Source organism: Fundicoccus sp. Sow4_H7 (assembly GCF_052115865.1).
GTDB lineage: Bacteria > Bacillota > Bacilli > Lactobacillales > Aerococcaceae > Fundicoccus_A.
The window spans coordinates 443,237-459,166 of sequence record NZ_JBQKME010000001.1 but is presented as its reverse complement, the minus strand read 5'-3'; the positions used below and the strand labels follow the sequence as shown (position 1 = coordinate 459,166).

At 38.6% G+C, this 15,930-nt stretch carries 16 protein-coding genes and 2 pseudogenes; 5 read left to right on the top strand and 13 right to left on the bottom strand.

The features are described from left to right. Positions 1–72: 72 nt before the first annotated feature. Entirely contained in the window at positions 73–258 is a 186-nt protein-coding gene (locus ACTQ54_RS01895) for an ATP-binding cassette domain-containing protein (protein WP_441754172.1), read from the bottom strand. A 286-nt stretch (positions 259–544) separates the two neighbouring features. On the opposite strand from ACTQ54_RS01895, the gene ACTQ54_RS01890 reads away from it, so the two are divergent. From ACTQ54_RS01890 to ACTQ54_RS01880, 3 genes are all read left to right on the top strand, one after another. Beyond that, on the top strand, positions 545–1,753 hold the full coding sequence (locus tag ACTQ54_RS01890) for an NAD(P)/FAD-dependent oxidoreductase (protein ID WP_441754171.1): 1,209 nt from the start codon (positions 545–547) through the stop codon (positions 1,751–1,753). A gap of 4 nt (positions 1,754–1,757) precedes the next feature. Further along, positions 1,758–1,964: a DUF488 domain-containing protein gene (locus tag ACTQ54_RS01885; RefSeq protein WP_441754169.1), complete on the top strand. Its 207-nt coding sequence runs from the start codon at positions 1,758–1,760 to the stop codon at positions 1,962–1,964. Between the two features lie 214 nt (positions 1,965–2,178). Further along, positions 2,179–2,946 carry a hypothetical protein gene (locus tag ACTQ54_RS01880; RefSeq protein ID WP_441754167.1) on the top strand — a complete coding sequence of 256 codons (768 nt, stop codon included), beginning with the start codon at positions 2,179–2,181 and terminating at the stop codon, positions 2,944–2,946. A gap of 396 nt (positions 2,947–3,342) precedes the next feature. On the opposite strand, the gene ACTQ54_RS01875 is transcribed toward ACTQ54_RS01880, so the two are convergent. The 3 genes from ACTQ54_RS01875 to ACTQ54_RS01865 form a co-directional block, all read right to left on the bottom strand. Further along, on the bottom strand, positions 3,343–3,990 hold the full coding sequence (locus tag ACTQ54_RS01875) for a DNA alkylation repair protein (RefSeq protein WP_441754165.1): 648 nt from the start codon (positions 3,988–3,990) through the stop codon (positions 3,343–3,345). Between the two features lie 134 nt (positions 3,991–4,124). Next, a complete protein-coding gene (locus tag ACTQ54_RS01870) occupies positions 4,125–4,508 on the bottom strand; it encodes a hypothetical protein (RefSeq protein WP_441754163.1) in 384 nt (127 codons plus the stop codon). 238 nt (positions 4,509–4,746) lie between these two features. Beyond that, positions 4,747–4,941, bottom strand: a complete 195-nt coding sequence (locus tag ACTQ54_RS01865) for a hypothetical protein (protein WP_441754161.1) — start codon at positions 4,939–4,941, stop codon at positions 4,747–4,749. Positions 4,942–5,083: 142 nt separating this feature from the next. Here ACTQ54_RS01865 and ACTQ54_RS01860 point away from each other — a divergent pair, with 142 nt between their 5' ends. Beyond that, positions 5,084–6,445, top strand: coding sequence for a TrkH family potassium uptake protein (locus ACTQ54_RS01860; RefSeq protein WP_441754159.1), 1,362 nt, complete (start codon positions 5,084–5,086; stop codon positions 6,443–6,445). A 14-nt stretch (positions 6,446–6,459) separates the two neighbouring features. Next, positions 6,460–7,134 (top strand): potassium channel family protein, encoded by a 675-nt coding sequence (locus ACTQ54_RS01855; protein WP_313794347.1) that lies wholly within the window; start codon positions 6,460–6,462, stop codon positions 7,132–7,134. A 75-nt stretch (positions 7,135–7,209) separates the two neighbouring features. Here ACTQ54_RS01855 and ACTQ54_RS01850 read toward each other — a convergent pair whose 3' ends face one another. The 9 genes and pseudogenes from ACTQ54_RS01850 to rlmD all read right to left on the bottom strand — a co-directional run bounded on the left by ACTQ54_RS01850 (position 7,210) and on the right by rlmD (position 15,794). Then, positions 7,210–7,581 carry a PaaI family thioesterase gene (locus tag ACTQ54_RS01850; protein WP_441754156.1) on the bottom strand — a complete coding sequence of 124 codons (372 nt, stop codon included), beginning with the start codon at positions 7,579–7,581 and terminating at the stop codon, positions 7,210–7,212. Between the two features lie 497 nt (positions 7,582–8,078). Further along, complete coding sequence (gene thrB, locus ACTQ54_RS01845; RefSeq protein WP_441754154.1) at positions 8,079–8,987, bottom strand: homoserine kinase; 909 nt, start codon at positions 8,985–8,987, stop codon at positions 8,079–8,081. After that, positions 8,984–10,045, bottom strand: a complete 1,062-nt coding sequence (thrC, locus tag ACTQ54_RS01840; protein WP_441754152.1) for a threonine synthase — start codon at positions 10,043–10,045, stop codon at positions 8,984–8,986. Before thrC ends, thrB begins: the two co-directional genes overlap by 4 nt. 2 nt (positions 10,046–10,047) lie before the next feature. Then, positions 10,048–11,337 carry a homoserine dehydrogenase gene (locus ACTQ54_RS01835; protein ID WP_441754151.1) on the bottom strand — a complete coding sequence of 430 codons (1,290 nt, stop codon included), beginning with the start codon at positions 11,335–11,337 and terminating at the stop codon, positions 10,048–10,050. 836 nt (positions 11,338–12,173) lie between these two features. Next, positions 12,174–12,616 (bottom strand): annotated as a pseudogene (locus ACTQ54_RS01830) (putative immunity protein). A 244-nt stretch (positions 12,617–12,860) separates the two neighbouring features. Then, positions 12,861–13,198: pseudogene (locus ACTQ54_RS01825) on the bottom strand (ATP-binding cassette domain-containing protein); the annotation flags it as partial. 139 nt (positions 13,199–13,337) lie between these two features. Beyond that, complete coding sequence (locus ACTQ54_RS01820) at positions 13,338–13,760, bottom strand: VOC family protein (protein ID WP_441754149.1); 423 nt, start codon at positions 13,758–13,760, stop codon at positions 13,338–13,340. 5 nt (positions 13,761–13,765) lie between these two features. Further along, complete coding sequence (locus tag ACTQ54_RS01815) at positions 13,766–14,305, bottom strand: tetratricopeptide repeat protein (RefSeq protein ID WP_441754147.1); 540 nt, start codon at positions 14,303–14,305, stop codon at positions 13,766–13,768. Positions 14,306–14,426: 121 nt separating this feature from the next. Beyond that, the gene (gene rlmD, locus ACTQ54_RS01810; RefSeq protein ID WP_441754145.1) at positions 14,427–15,794 is read right to left on the bottom strand and encodes a 23S rRNA (uracil(1939)-C(5))-methyltransferase RlmD; all 1,368 of its coding nucleotides are present in this window, start codon (positions 15,792–15,794) and stop codon (positions 14,427–14,429) included. Positions 15,795–15,930 lie beyond the last annotated feature (136 nt).

Here is a 15,930-nt window from a genome sequence, read left to right as displayed (position 1 = left end):
TAAAGCAACAATATCAAGAGCTCCTTGGATTACCTCATCTGTAATTTTATTCTAAATTCCAGATAAAAACTTTTAATTTTTCCACCCACTAAATTGAGGTAAAAAGCCAGGATTTTCAATAATGATCCCGATACCTTCCGGAATATGTTCTGAATTCTCATCTAGAACAATATCACCCACTCGAATCGTTCCTGAAGTCAATTGCATTAAACCACAAATTGACTTCATTAACATCGTCTTTCCTGCCCCGTTTCTCAAATCATCTGGCTTTAAACCTAAAATTACAAAAATGATCCAAACTAAACAACAAAAGTATCAAAATCACAAAATAGTTAACTTGTTTTATCTCATCCCCTTCACTATAATTATTCTATCGCTTACATTAAATTTTTATTATAAACTTAACAGTTGTATTAAATCAACTATATTCTTAACAAAACTGAACTGAAAAAATATGACTCATTAATTAAACAAAAAGACCAGTTTGCTTACGCCAATTACAAGCAAAATGAATCAGATATTTTACTGAAAGGTGGTCACGCTTATGAAATTCGATACAGTCATTGTTGGTGCTTCGATTGCTGGCTATAATGTGGCTAAACAGTTGCGAGCTAGTAATTATCCGGGAACCATTGCTTTAATTGATCAAGAATCTTTTCTGCCTTACGATCGCAAGGAGTTGTCCAAAAATTGGTTAGTCGATCGCGATCAACTAAATCCGCCCTACTTTCAAGATCAAACTTATTTTGATAAACAAAAGATTACGCCCCTTTTAAGCACAACAGTCACCTTTATTAACCCCACTAATAAATATATCCAAACTGCTGATGGCAGAGATATTTATTATGAAGATTTGGTTTTAGCAACGGGTTCACAATTAAGGAAATTAAATATTGAAAATGCAGATGCAAAAGGGATATTTTATTTAAGGAATTTTGAAGATGCTTTAGCGATTAAAAAATGGATAAAAAAAGTTAAGCAGGTGGCGATTGTTGGTGGAGGCTTTATCGGCTTGGAGCTAGCTGCCTCCCTTAACTCGATGGGAATCGAAGTAACCGTGATTAGTTCGTCCCCTCATCCTTTGGCGAAAACTTTAGGTAACGACGCCTCGAATTATTTTGTTAACATGCATCAAGCCCGTGGGGTTGAATTTGTCTTGGGACAAGTTGCTCAGAAATTTTTGGTGGATGCTGACAATCGAGTGAATGCTGTTGAAACGAATCAAGGAGAGGTTGTTCCTAGTGAAATGGTTATTGTTGGGATTGGGGTAGTCCCGAATGTGTCCATTGAGATAGAAGGATTAAACGTTGACCGTGGGATTATTGTTAATGAATTTGGAGAAGCTGCCTTACCGCATATCTATGCAGCGGGGGATGTCGCCATTTGGCCTTATCGTGGACAGATGATTCATATTGAGCATTGGGAAAATGCCTATCATCAAGGGCGGTCGGTTGCCAAAAATATTGTTGAAAATAAAAGCCATGCCTTTAGTTTGATGCCCTATTTCTGGACAGACCAATACGATGAAACTTTTGAATATTTAGGTTATACCCGTGATTGGGCAGATATTGTGGTACGTGGGGATGTCAAGAGTGGTAAATTTGCGCTGGCATATTTGGATCATGATGATATTGCGCAAGGGATATTATTTGCTAATAAGAGCGAATCACGTAAGGATATCCAAGCTCTATTAAATTTGAACAAAGCGTTAGACCGAGATAAATTTATGGATATAAACAAGAAATTAAGGTGATTATTTGATTAAGTTAAAAAGAATTTATGAAGATGTTGAGGAATCTGATGGTTATCGGATTTTGGCGGATCGTTTGTGGCCACGTGGAGTCAGTAAGGAGAAGGCCCATATTGACGAGTCGAACAAAAGTATAACCCCTTCTAATGACCTTGGAAAAAAATATCACAGCGAAGAAATAGATTTTTTAGGAATTAAAAAAAAGAGTTTCTAAAAGAATTGGAAAATACAAAAAAAGATTGTGAAGAGATTGCAAAAAGAAAAGATATAACAACTTTACTCACTGCAACAAAAGTAATCCACAAAAGTCATTTAGTTGTATTAAAAGAGTATATTGAGTCATTATCATAATTTTCCTTTTTGAGTCAAATTATTCGTTCTATATTCGGATAAGGAGTACAATGAATGTATACCGGAGGCGTATACAAATGAAAAACTCAATGAAAAAATGGATGCTAATTTTAAGTACAACAGCATTCATCCCAGGGTTAACTACCGGAGGTATTTATTTGGAGGTGTATCCTGAAACAGTTGTTGAAGCTCAGGATCTTTCCCCGAAAGATCAAGCTCAAAAGATTGTTGATGCGCTGAGTGAGAGTTATCCAGATGATACTTTGCCGACTTATGTGTTGCATGAAGACGATAAATTGTATTTTACGGCGGCGACGACAGGTCAAGAAGATCAAGAGAACTTCAATATTTTGTATTATGCAGAAGATGAGCCCATTGAATTGAATACAACAGCCTTAAATGAATTAACGCCGATTGCAGCTTTTGGAAAAACGACTTATGAAACTGAGGGAGAAGCAGTCGAAGCTGTGGAACAAATTCTGGATTTACAAGGTCAAGAAGTCGATTTAGGTTATGGTATTACGGGCTTTATGCAAGGTGCTGCTGGTTCAACCTATTTGAATTGGCAAGAAGGTAATTGGAGTTTAGTAGTGAAAGCTTCAAATATTGAGGAAGAAGATCCCGTTGCCTTAGCGGTGGAAGTGGTAGAGTATCTGGAAGAAATATACTTGCCTGCCCCAACTCAAGTCGGGCAAATCACTTTATCCATGCCAGATGAAAATAGCACCTATGAAACGAATTCTGTTGTGTGGCATGAAGACAATGTGGTCTATACAGTGACACATCAAGACGCTATGCAAGCCATTCGGATGGCAGGTTCGATTAGCAGTCCAACCGAACAGTAAATGATTTAATTTAAACGGGAAGTGAGCGATGATGCTTACTTCCCGTTTTTGGTGTGGTTGGGGGTGAAGTTTTCAGGGGGGAAGCTGCACGATTCCACTTAGTGCCGGATGTGGCACATTCCGTTGTCATATTGGCCACTTAAGGCGCTATCTAGAACATTCAACTGGCTTATGTGCCACTTAGAATGCAAAACTTGGATTAACAAAATGATCATCTTTCATAACTTGCTTCTCACACTACGATCTATTCAATATTATTTAAAACGAAAAAAATCTGTACTTTTACATTATAGTGTTAAGTACGGATTTTTGAAGTACCAACATTTATATTTAATCAATATTTTTTTCATTTATTAGTTGTTTTTTTCAGAAAAAAGGACTATGATTGTCCATTGTCTACTGACGTTTTTCGACTTCGATGGCAACAAATTCAGGTAAATAACTTGGCGTACAACTTTTAGAAACCATTTCGCCTTTATACAAACCAGTCTTTTCACCAATCGCGATACAACGGTCACGGTATTGTTCATCGTAAACACCAACCCAACCAGCGGTTAAATTCATGGTGAACTGAACTTCCGGTTTTTCATCAACAATATCGGCTTCAATTGCATCAAGCAATGCCTCAGTATTGTCCGGTGGTATCTGCCCTGTCCAACGTTGACGAGCCTGGTAATACCAAAACGTACGGCGTTGGAGTGGAATCTTACTGTGTTGCCAACCATCGATTAAATTTTGTAATTTCTTGAGCTTCGTTAATTGATTTGCATAAAACCAATCCATTAAAGAAATGCGTTGATCGTAGTCATGGTCTTCCATGTCTAGAATAATCCGATCAACATCGTCAGCCGACAACTGTTTTTTATCCATAATTAATAATGTCAATAAGCGAGGCGTATATTCGTGACTTGACCATAATTCCATTGCTAATGCGTGATCCATTTTAATTTCTTTGGCGATTTTTCTAAGTTCACCACGTAACGTTTCAGGACCTAATTGTTCCAATAGTTCTTGGGCTTTTGCTGATACTGCTTGATGTGACATAAAATGACCTCCTAATTAAATATAATTGACAGCTTTGTCTTGTAAACAGTCTTGGTAGCTTGCAGGATTATACACTTTTAATATCAAAAACGCTCTGTAAGTATTAAATCGCCCCATTTTTGACGATTCAACTTCTAAGAACGTTTTGCCAACTTAGCTAGACCCTTTGCCGATATAACCTTTTTTATACGTTTACGAACTAAGGTCAAGGCCGGCTCCATAAGTGACTCGCATGCAAAACCGTCCACCGCGAAGTATTCTAAAGCACGGATGCAGTCATATTTCCAGCGGGATGGGTATTGAAACCTTTTAAAATCTTCGCGAATGACCTCACCCGTTCGTAACGATTTAAATAAATATCTCTGCAACAAATATTCCTGCCCTAGCTTAACAGCTTTTTGGATATCCTTCAAACGGTAGTGATAGCCATTTTTTTCATAGTCTGCTAAACTTTCTAAAATAAGCAAAGTCGTATGAACCGAACTAACTGAAGAACGTCGGTGTAACGCGCATCCCATTGGCAATTCCAGCCACCATCATTTAATTGATGGGCTAAAACATAGTCGAATATCTCAGATATTTTTTCGCTTTGAAGCTTTCCGTATGTGGCTAAAGATAAGATCATCGACGCAATACAAAAATCCAAATGTCGGCCGGATTTTTCGGACGTGCCCTTTCGCCAAAGCTCATTCAATACAGTTTGGGTAGCTTCTTGATATACCGGATGCAAGCTTTCAATTTCCATATATTTTAATTCTAGCAAGACAAACGTACTCGAAACCCATTTATCTGAATAAATATCACTGCCCCAAATTTTTTTTCGTCATAGATGGCTAAGTAATCCGCTATGAGACCTTTATTATTATGATTAAATTTTTGGTCTAATAAATGACTTGAGGTTAATTGTTGTATCACTATATCGCCATCCATTAACATATCGATTACTTTCATAAGTTTCCACCTATTTTCCCTTTATTAATAAAGTAAAGTAACTATAATATAGTTATTATCAGATTTAAAGTCATAGGAGTGAATTAACATTAAACTACTCAACAAATTCGCTTTAGCCATATTTAAACCAAATGTCTCAAACTTGAGCAACGCCCAAAAGATTGCGATAAGTTTTTTAATCGTCATTTTTACAGGTTCGATTTTATTAAGCTTACCCATTAGTCAAACCGCAACATCCGATGCAACTTATTTTGACCATTTATTTATTTCTGTTTCAGCCGTTTGTGTGACAGGATTATTTATTGAATCGATTTTTGATACTTACAATATATTCGGTCAATTTATTATGATGTGTTTGATTCAAATTGGCGGTTTAGGACTGATGTCTTTTATCTCTGTTCTCTATTTTAGAATTGGACAAAATGTGCGTTTTAAAAATCAGATGGCAGTTAGTGATGCCCTAAATAATGCTTCGCTTGATAATATCAGAGATTGGCTGGGAAATATTTTTAAATATACCTTTGTCATTGAAGGCGTTGGTGCTTTACTATTTGCGACTTTCTTCATTCCACAACAAGGGTTTGCGAAGGGGATATTTACTAGTATTTTCATGGCCGTCTCAGCCTTTTGTAATGCAGGTTTTGATCCTCTAGGTAATATTTCCATGATTCCTTACCAAGATGTGCCGCTGATTAATTTTACGATTATGGCACTGATTATTCTGGGAGGAATTGGCTTTAGTGTTTGGTTTGATGTCATGGATCAAATTAAATCGATTGATTTCAAACAGGCAAAAATTAGTGTGAAAACCGCTTTAAGAAGGTTGCGTCCACATACTAAGTTAGCCTTGCTGATGACGGTGGGAATAATTTTCATAGGTACAGTTTTATTTTTATTGGTCGAATGGAGTAATCAAGGTACAATTGGTCAAATGAGCGTTGGCAATAAAATAATGACTGCTATGTTCCAAACGGTGACCATGCGTACGGCTGGTTTTGCTTCAATTGACTATACTCTAGCACATCCACTTTCAAATTTAATTTTTATCGTAACGATGCTTATTGGAGGAAGTCCTGGTGGTACTGCCGGAGGTTTAAAAACAACCACCTTTGCTTTAGTTATAATGTTAGCCGTAGCTGAAATCCGTCAAAAATCGCATATCAACTTTGCGCACCATACCATTCCAATGGCCATTGTTCGTAAAGCTTTTGTCATTTTCTTAATGTATATCACCATTTTAATCTTTGGTTCAGGACTCATTCTCTTGTTTGATACACATGTCGATTATTTATATGTTTTATTTGAATCCATTTCAGCTTTTGCGACTGTTGGTGTAACAGCTAACTTAACGGCTAGTTTATCGATAGCGAGCCAGGTCATTTTAATGCTACTCATGTTTGTCGGACGAATTGGTCCAATGACGATGTTTGTTTCGCTATTGCCGAATAAGAAAAAACAAAGCCCAGACATTCAATATACAACAACCAATATTATCATAGGATAGGAAGAGATTTATTTATGAGAAAAAATAATTTAGTCGGAATTTTAGGATTAGGAATTTTTGGTTCAACACTCGCAAAAGAACTCTCTTTAAATGGCGTGGATGTCATCGCCTGTGATTTGGATCAAAAAAACGTGGATCGGTTAGAAGGTTATTTAGCCGTTGGGAGTGTCGGTGATTTCACTGATTTGGATTATATGCGTGAACTCGGTTTTGGCCAATGTGATGCCATTGTAATTAGTACCGGAACGAGCTTAGAAGCTTCGGTGCTTGGCGTGATTAATGCCAAGGAGTTAGGCATTGATACGATTATTTGTAAAGTTAAAAACAAAACGAATAGTAAAGTTATTTCAGCCTTGGGTGTGAATATTTTAGTTCAACCTGAAAAAGAAGCCGGTTTGAATATGGCACAACGTCTAATCCATAATACGATTGAAGACATTATTAATTTGGATGACGTCACCTCATTGGTGGAATTTAGAGCCCCGGAACATTGGATTGGCAAGCCTCTGACTTCATTGGACTTACGCAAACGTTATGATATCAACATTATCGGAATTCGCAAAAACCGCCACGAAGTACTGAACACCACATTTCCTGCCCAATACATCATTGAAAAAGATGATATTTACGTAGCAGTTGCCAATACAGAAAAATTTGAACAAGCCGAATATTTGGAATATTTGAAGTAAATGAGGAGAGCCGCTATAAGCACTTGATAGTGTTTCTAGCGGCTTTTTGTTTGTTGCAATACTGGCTGTTTTATTCTAATTCGCAGCCATCGGTACCATCGTTCCTATAAACTTTCCAATGAGAGTGCTTGTTGATGGATCTAGTATTTCAGCCTCTACAATGATTTGTCGACTCCCTTTTTTAAGAATCGAGCCTATCGCATGAATAGTTGCGCTGGTAGCAGGTCGCAAATAATGAATTTTGAATTCCGAAGTCACCACAGTTTGCCTTTTTTCCAACACCGTCATCGCAGCCATCCCCGAACAAGTGTCAGCCAACGTTGCTAACACCCCACCGTGAACATATCCAATATGCTGCTGGATTTCCGGCTTGTTTTCAACCGCCAACACCACTTCGCCTTCCTTAACCGACACCAACTCCACACCAATAAACCCTAAAATCGACATCCGATCCAAACCCTTTTACATCGTTTCAAATAAATCCAAACCCTAACCCCCACTCTAATAAATATCACTGCTTTAAGTCTTAGTTTTCTATCGTATATCACTGAAATTTCCAGCGCGCTCGGATGGAATCACTCTTTCAAACGAGCGCGAACCAGCCGCTCGGATGAAATCCACTTTTCATCCGACCGCAGACAAACCGATCGGATGAAATCACTCTTTCAAACGAGCGCGAGCAAACCGCTCGGATGAAACCACCTTTTCAAACGAGCGCGAACCAGCCGCTCGGATGAAACCACCTTTTCAAACGAGCGCGAACAAACCGCTCGGATGAAATCCACTTTTCAAACGAGCGCGAACCAGCCGCTCGGATGAAACCACTCTTTCAAACGAGCGCAGACAAACCGATTGGATGAAACCACCTTTTCAAACGAGCGCAGACAAACCGCTCGGATGAAACCTCCTTTTCATCCGAGCGCTGCATTATCACCGATATTTATTCAAAAGGTTTTCATTTCAACTTGGACGCCAGTGGTGTCTACATGCAAAACATCGATTTGATAGTCTGCAAAATAATAACTTAAGTCTTTTTTTACCGACTCAGCCTTTCCAATGGGCACAAAAAATAGAATCGTTGGGCCAGCACCGCTTAAGGCACAGCCATAAGCATCCAGTTGAGCTAAATGTTCAATACTTTTAGCGAGTTCAGGAACAATTTTCATGCGGTAGGGTTGGTGAAAGAGGTCCTGACGCATCAATTTGCCTGCTAATTCCCATTGATTGGTCAGCAATGCCGCAACCAGAACATTGGAAATGGCACTGACTTTTACGGCATCGCGGTAGACTAAAACATTGGGCAACAATGACCGAGCTTCAACTGTCTTCAGTTGATAACTTGGTATCAGCGCAACCAATTCAACGTCTACTTGATTGGTATGAATGATTTCCGTTTGTGTTTCATCATGGAGGCCAATGACCAGCCCACCATAAACAGAAGCCGCGGCATTATCAGGATGCCCTTCGAAAATACTCGCTATTCTTGCCTTCTTCTTTCTAGATAAATTCAAAGCTAACAATTGATTCGCCAATTCCACCCCACCCACAATCGCAGAAGCGCTACTTCCTAAGCCCCGTGAAAGTGGAATATCACTAGACATGTTAATTCGAAAACCAGGTAAGCTCAGATTAAATTGCTTGGCAACAGATTCTGCCACCTGATAAATCAAATTATCTGCTCCCGTCGCAATCCCTGCTAAACTTTCTGTCTTTGGAATAAATATCGCTTCGTCTCCTGTTACTTCTACCTCTAAACGTAAATAGCGATTCAAGGCTAAGCCAATTGAATCAAATCCAGGTCCAAGATTTGCAGTTGAGGCAGGGATATTTATTGAAAAGATTTTAGGGGTCATGGTTTTTTTCCTAAAATGTGTTCGAAGACGATGTCTTGGTCGGCGGGCAAAACTTTCGGTTCGAAACTTGCGGTGTGGATGGCGGTTTCGGGATCTTTCAAGCCATTTCCGGTCAAGACAGCAACAACAGTGGCTCCTTGCTTAATTTTTCCGTTAGCAACAGACTTAAGAACCCCGGCAATTGAGGCGCATGAAGCGGGCTCTGCAAATATGCCTTCTTGCTTGGCTAGTAGTTGATAGGCAGAAAGGATTTCTTCATCCGTGACTGAATCGATATTCCCTCCAGATTCCTGAGCAGCCTTTACAGCCAACTCCCAGCTGGCAGGGTTTCCGATGCGAATGGCGGTAGCAATGGTTTCAGGGTTTTCTATCACTTGATTTTGGACGATGGCAGCTGCACCTTCGGCCTCAAAGCCGTGCATTTCAGCTAAGCCTGTGGCTTTTAAGTCATGATACTCTTTGAAACCTTTCCAATAAGCGGTTATATTGCCAGCATTCCCTACCGGAATAGCAAGGACATCGGGAGCTTGACCTAATTGGTCGCAGATTTCAAAAGCGGCCGTTTTTTGTCCTTCAATTCGATAGGGGTTCACTGAATTGACTAAGGTAATCGGTGCGATGTCACTTAAATTTCTTACCATCTCGAGTGCACGGTCGAAATTACCGTCAATGGCATAAATTTCAGCTCCATACATCATGGCCTGGGCTAGTTTTCCCATTGCAATCTTGCCATTTGGAATTAGAACAATACAACGTAGGTTGGCTCGTGCGGCATAGGCTGCAGCTGCGGCAGAGGTATTACCAGTGGATGCACACATAATGGCCGAGCTTCCTGCTTCTTTTGCTTTCGCAACTGCCATTACCATACCACGATCTTTAAATGATCCTGTCGGATTCGCTCCTTCATATTTCACATAAAGTTTAATGCCGAGTGGCTGAGATATTTTTTCAAGAGGAATTAAAGGGGTGTTGCCTTCCATTAAAGATAAAAAAGGGGTATTTTCTGTAACTAGTAAAAAGTCTTTGTATTCTTTAATTAATCCTTGCCATCCGTTCATTATTATTCTCCTTCAATCCGATAGTAACTTTTAATATTTTTAACAGCAATTGAATTCTCTAGTGCTTGTAATACTTTATTGAAGTTACTTTTTCTTGTTTTATAAGTGGTGACAACAATTTCAGCATGCGCTTCATTAGCGACGGGAAGTTGTAAAACTTTTTCCAAGCTGATGTCATTTTTTCCAAATAAGGTTGTAACTTCAGCAAATGTTCCTGGAATATCTACTGCTAATAAGCGTACAAAATATTTAGCCGCTACTTCATCGTCTGTCTTTAAATTCTTTTCATATTGTGGCGGCGTCATGCTGTTGCCGGTCACATTTAAGCGCATATTTTTAATCACCGTCATTAAATCCGACACTACTGCTGTCGCTGTCGGCAGCATCCCTGCTCCAGGGCCGTAAAACATTAATTCTCCAATAGCTTCCCCGTTGACATATACCGCATTAAATTCATTATTGACGGCCGCCAAAGGATGTTCATGCGGGATAAGCGTCGGCTCAACACTCACTTCCACTTTGCCATTATCACGGTTTGCTAGAGCAATCAACTTCATGCTATAACCTAATTGATGGCAAAATTCCAAATCATTTTGCGTCACATTTGAAATCCCAGCCACACTAACATCCGCTAAATCAATATCCATTGAAAATCCAAGAGAGGCTAATATTTTCAATTTACGAGCCGCATCTAAGCCTTCAACATCAGATGTCGGATCCGCCTCAGCAAAGCCTAAACTTTGTGCTTCCTTTAAGACATCCGCATAATCCCGACCTTCTTGTGACATTTTCGTCAAAATATAATTGGTCGTCCCATTCAAAATCCCCATTAGATTCGTTAAGCGATCTGGCGCCAACCCCTCTACCAAACTCCTAATAATCGGAATTCCTCCTGCAACACTCGCCTCATAATAAAAATCCACTTCATTCTCTTGTGCCAGCTGCAATAATTCATTTCCATATAAAGCCATCATATCCTTATTTGCCGTCACAATATGCTTTTTATTCCGCAACGCACGACTCACATAATCTTTCGTATCCTCAACACTTCCCATCACTTCAATCACAACATCAATAGTCGGATCATCAATAATATCATTCACATCCTGCGTCAACACAGCATCCTTCAAATCAACTTTCCGTGGCTTCGTTGGATCTTGAACCAAAATTTTACGAATCGACACCTGACACCCCAACTGATGCTCCAACCGATCCTGATGCGCATTAATAATATGAACCACACCACTTCCAACCGTCCCAAAGCCCAACAGCCCAATTGAAACATTCTCCATAAAAACCCCAACCTCTTTCCTTAAAATAAATATCACTGCTGAATATTATCAGCTGATTTTGTATTATTCCAGACTAAAAATTTTAATACGATTAAAACATTTTATTTTTTCTCATTATTATTTAATCATAGACATAATATAATGACTGCTGCTAAAGGTCAATAGCAATCGTGAGTTGAGTATGAAGTAATTGTTTTTTTGAAATGGGGACTGACTAATTGAAGGAACTAGGCGAATGTTTTAAACTCGTTGAAAAAACGAAGAACACTTTGGGTACTCGTCGAAAAAACGAGGAACACTTTGGGTACTCGTTCAAAAAACAAGGGACACTTTGGGTACTCGTCAGAAAAACGAGGGACACTTTGGGCACTCGTCAGAAAAACGAGGGACACTTTGGGCACTCGTTCAAATAACGAGGGACACTTTTGGTACTCGTTGAGAAAACGAGGGACACTTTGGGTACTCGTCAAAAAAACGAGGAACACTTTAGGTACTCGTCGAAAAACGAGGAACACTTTGGGCACTCGTCGAGAAAACGAGGGACACTTTGGGTACTCGTCGAGAAAACGAGGGACACTTTGGGTACTCGTCGAAAAAACGAGGGACACTTTGGGTACTCGTCGAAAAAACGAGGGACACTTTGGGTACTCGTTGAAAAAACGAGGGACACTTTGGGTACTCGTCAGAAAAACGAGGGACACTTTGGGCACTCGTCAAAAAAACGAGGGACACTTCCCGCTTCCAGAACTCAAGCACACAAAAAATCGTAAGCAGCTTTGCTTCATCTTAGCATAGCTACTTACGATTATGATATTTATTTTAACGACTAAGATTTCTTATCTTTGGATTTGCCAGTGGCATTCTTGGATGACTGCATCCATATCATTTGGATACATTAAATTAATGACTTTAATCGCATAGTCAGATGCGGCCATAGCACGTTCTTTCATGTGGTCTAAAGCGACGGCTTGGCCAGCCACACGGAGAGCAGCCATAGTTACCGCATCCGAACTTCTTTTGCTAATCGATGAATTTTAAAAGCTGTTTGACGGACATCGTGCATACGAGCCTTCTCTTTTTGCCAAAGTTCATTAACCGTAAAACCATCTTGAATCACATCAGAAGTGCGCCAATTATAGTCAACAAGCTCCAATATATGTTGAGCTAAATCAAGTGACCATTGTGCGATTTCAACTTTAGACTTCGTTTCATACAAATCATCCAAGATCGCACGAAATTCTTGGGGATCATTAATTTTCAGCTTAACTCTGATTGCCATTAAACAAAGTCCCTTCCAACCAATCGCGGTATCCAGCCGACTACAAAACCTGCTAAACCAATGAAAAATAGAATTGTTGAAAATAAATTTAATCCAATTAACAAGAAATTACTGAAGCTTATTTGTTGCGATTGCATCACGCTTAAGGCTGCACCAGCTAATCCTCCAACCCTGAACAATAGCCCCAGAACGGCCACAAGAAATGCTAGAACAATGTTTGTCCAATACAAATCACGCAATCAACTCGTTTCGTCTGATTCCCAGATCCATGTAAATTCATAACAAATCAATAATCTCGCCACTCGTCAGTTTATCCCACAAAGCCACATCTCCCGGCACATAGGACAAACGTTGATGAATTTCAAAACTTTCCTTCCAAACATCCCGATTAAATATCTCTGCTACTCCCGCATCTTTTTTGATAATACCTAATAATATACGGATGGTAGTTGACTTACCTGCGCCATTGGGTCCAATAAAACCAACAACTTCATCGCGCTTAACATCAAAACTTATATCTTGTAGAGCCATAACCTTTCCAAAATTCTTCGACAGATTTTTAATTTCAATAATTTTTCCCATTATATTTACTCCTGATAATTGTCTTTGTAAAAATGATTTAAAGTAGTTAATTTGATACAATAATCATGTGTCGGTTTTAACATCTGTTTTGTACATATCAACAGAAAATAGCCTATCTTAATTAGTTTTTGTATCTATATTAGTCCACCCAAGCAGCCTTATCCATTGCTGTAATCTCAATTGTCTGCATCATGGGATCTAACACCGGAAAAGACCAATATCCTTCCCATTGTGGCGCAGGGTTAAAACTTGTCACGCTAGCTTCTTGAAGTCTTTTTATAACATGACTAAATTCGTCACTGTCATAAGAAATTGACCAAGATGTTCTAGGCTCTGTACCACCTTCCCAACCTGGTTGCAGAGAAAATTCGGGACTTGATGCTTCCAAAGCTGTATCTAATTGAATACTTAGTTGATGGTCTTCGATTTGGAATGCAAGACTATCTTCTATATCCCAAATAAGTTGGAGTCCTAGCAATGCCTCATAAAAATGTTTCGCCTTAGCTAAATCATTGGTGTACATGTAAGTAAAGCCTAACTTGATTTCTAATCCACCTCTCAATGGATTTAATTTTTCTCTAATTGTTCCAATCGTTCAATTTTGGCCACAATTTCAGCAGATCCTACTGAATCATCTGCCTCTACAAACAAAGCTTGTGATGCCTTAAAATGTGACAAAGCTTTTTCATTCTTCAATTGAATTGCATACAATTCGCCCAAGCCTCGATGTGAGCATGCTTGAGCAATCAAATCCTCCGATTTTCCAGCATAAACTAAACTTTTTTCCAATAAATCTTCCGCCAAGGGTAAATGATTAAGGAGCAAATTCAAATAACCTTGTTCATATAAATTCACTGCTTGCTTTAAAACAATTTCAGAATAATATTTATTAATTAATCTTTCTTCCTCAGTAATGTGTTGCAAAGCCTCATCATATCTACCCATCTCTCGCAAAACCATCGCTACTTGATGATGTGCAACATGCTTTTCTTCATTACTCTCGGCTATTGCTAACAAACGTTTTTGACTGCTTAGCGCCTTTTCAAAATCCTTTTCTTCCAAATAAATATAACCCCACAACATCAATACATTAGCATTATCAATCACATGAATATCCTGATATTTATTTAAATACGCTTTAGCTTCATCAATATCGCCTTTAAACAGTGTTTCATAGACAAAATTGATTTCTTGATTGTCTATTGTTAACCTCTCCTTTCAGTCAATTTTATAGGCGTTCAAGTAAACAAACACACTCCACATGAACAGTTTGTCCGAAAAGATCCACTGGTTGGATTTCCACTAACTGATAACCAGCATCCGCAATCATCCGGCAATCTCTTGCACAAGTAGCAGGATTACAGGATACATAAACAATGCGGTCAGGTCCTAAATCCGTCAAAGTCTCTATAAACTGAGCATCTAAACCCTTGCGTGGTGGATCAACGACCGCTACATCAAAACGCACTCCTTCTGCCTGCCAGTTCGGTAATACCTCTTCTGCTTTTCCGACTTCAAAATGAGCGTTATTTATTTGATTTAAAGAAGCATTTTCTTTGGCCATTTCTATAGCCTCTGGCACAATTTCCATCGCATAAACAGACTTTGCTTTTGTTGCTAAGGCTAAGCTGATACTTCCAATCCCACAATAAGCATCTAAAACGGTCTCGCTTCCAGTCAAAGCGGCATAGTTGATGGCGGTTTGATACAATTTCTCCGCCTGTGGGGTGTTGACTTGGAAAAAAGACTGTGCTGAAATCTTAAATCTCAACCCTAACATCTCATCTTCGTAATAATTTTTCCCCCAATAAATATCACTTTCTCGCCCCATAATGACGTTGCTGTTCTTTAACTGGTAATTTGCCACAATGCTGACTAAATTGGGAATTTTTTTCACCATCATATGAATTATTTCGTCACGGTGCGGCAAAGATTTTCTATTCAGTACTAAAATCACCATGATTTCGCCGGTATAATGACCTCTTTTAACAATAATATGTCGAACCAAACCCGATTGATTGGCTTCATCATATGCTTTAATTTTAAATTTTCTTAAAATATCTCGAACAATTAGGATTGTTTGATCGATTATTGGATGCTGGATATAAAAGTTCTCAATTGGAATTAAATCATGGCTATTTTTTCTAAAAAAGCCTGTTTCTAATTGACCATTTTTCTCGCGAACAGGAATCTGAGCTTTATTGCGATACGCCCAAGGCTCTTCCATCCCGATAGTAGGTAAAATTGTTAAGTCACGAAACTTTCCAATGCGTTCAAAAGCCTCTTTCACTAATTTTTGCTTAAATTTTAGTTGCTCACTATATGCTAAATGCTGCAAAGTCATTGTCCCAATTTGGCGGCCTAAATCGTCTTTCATATCTACTCGATGTGGACTTTTTACTTCAATATTTAATAATTTACCATAAGCAAATTTTTTCCCTAATTTTATCACTTTAAATTCGATGCTTTCGCCAACGAGTGCTCCTTCAACAAAAAAGGGAAAATTATCTATTTTGACAACTCCTTCACCTTGGGACGTTAAGTCAACAACCACTCCCTTTAATTTTTCATTTTTAGATAAATTTTTGATATTCATGTATTATCTCCCATTTTCATTTTAATTAGTTTATAATAGATGTATCTATCTTACCAGATTATAGAATGAATTATTTATTTGGTGATTATTAAATCTAAAGAAGAATAACAATATATTGTATCAGTAAGGAGGCAAA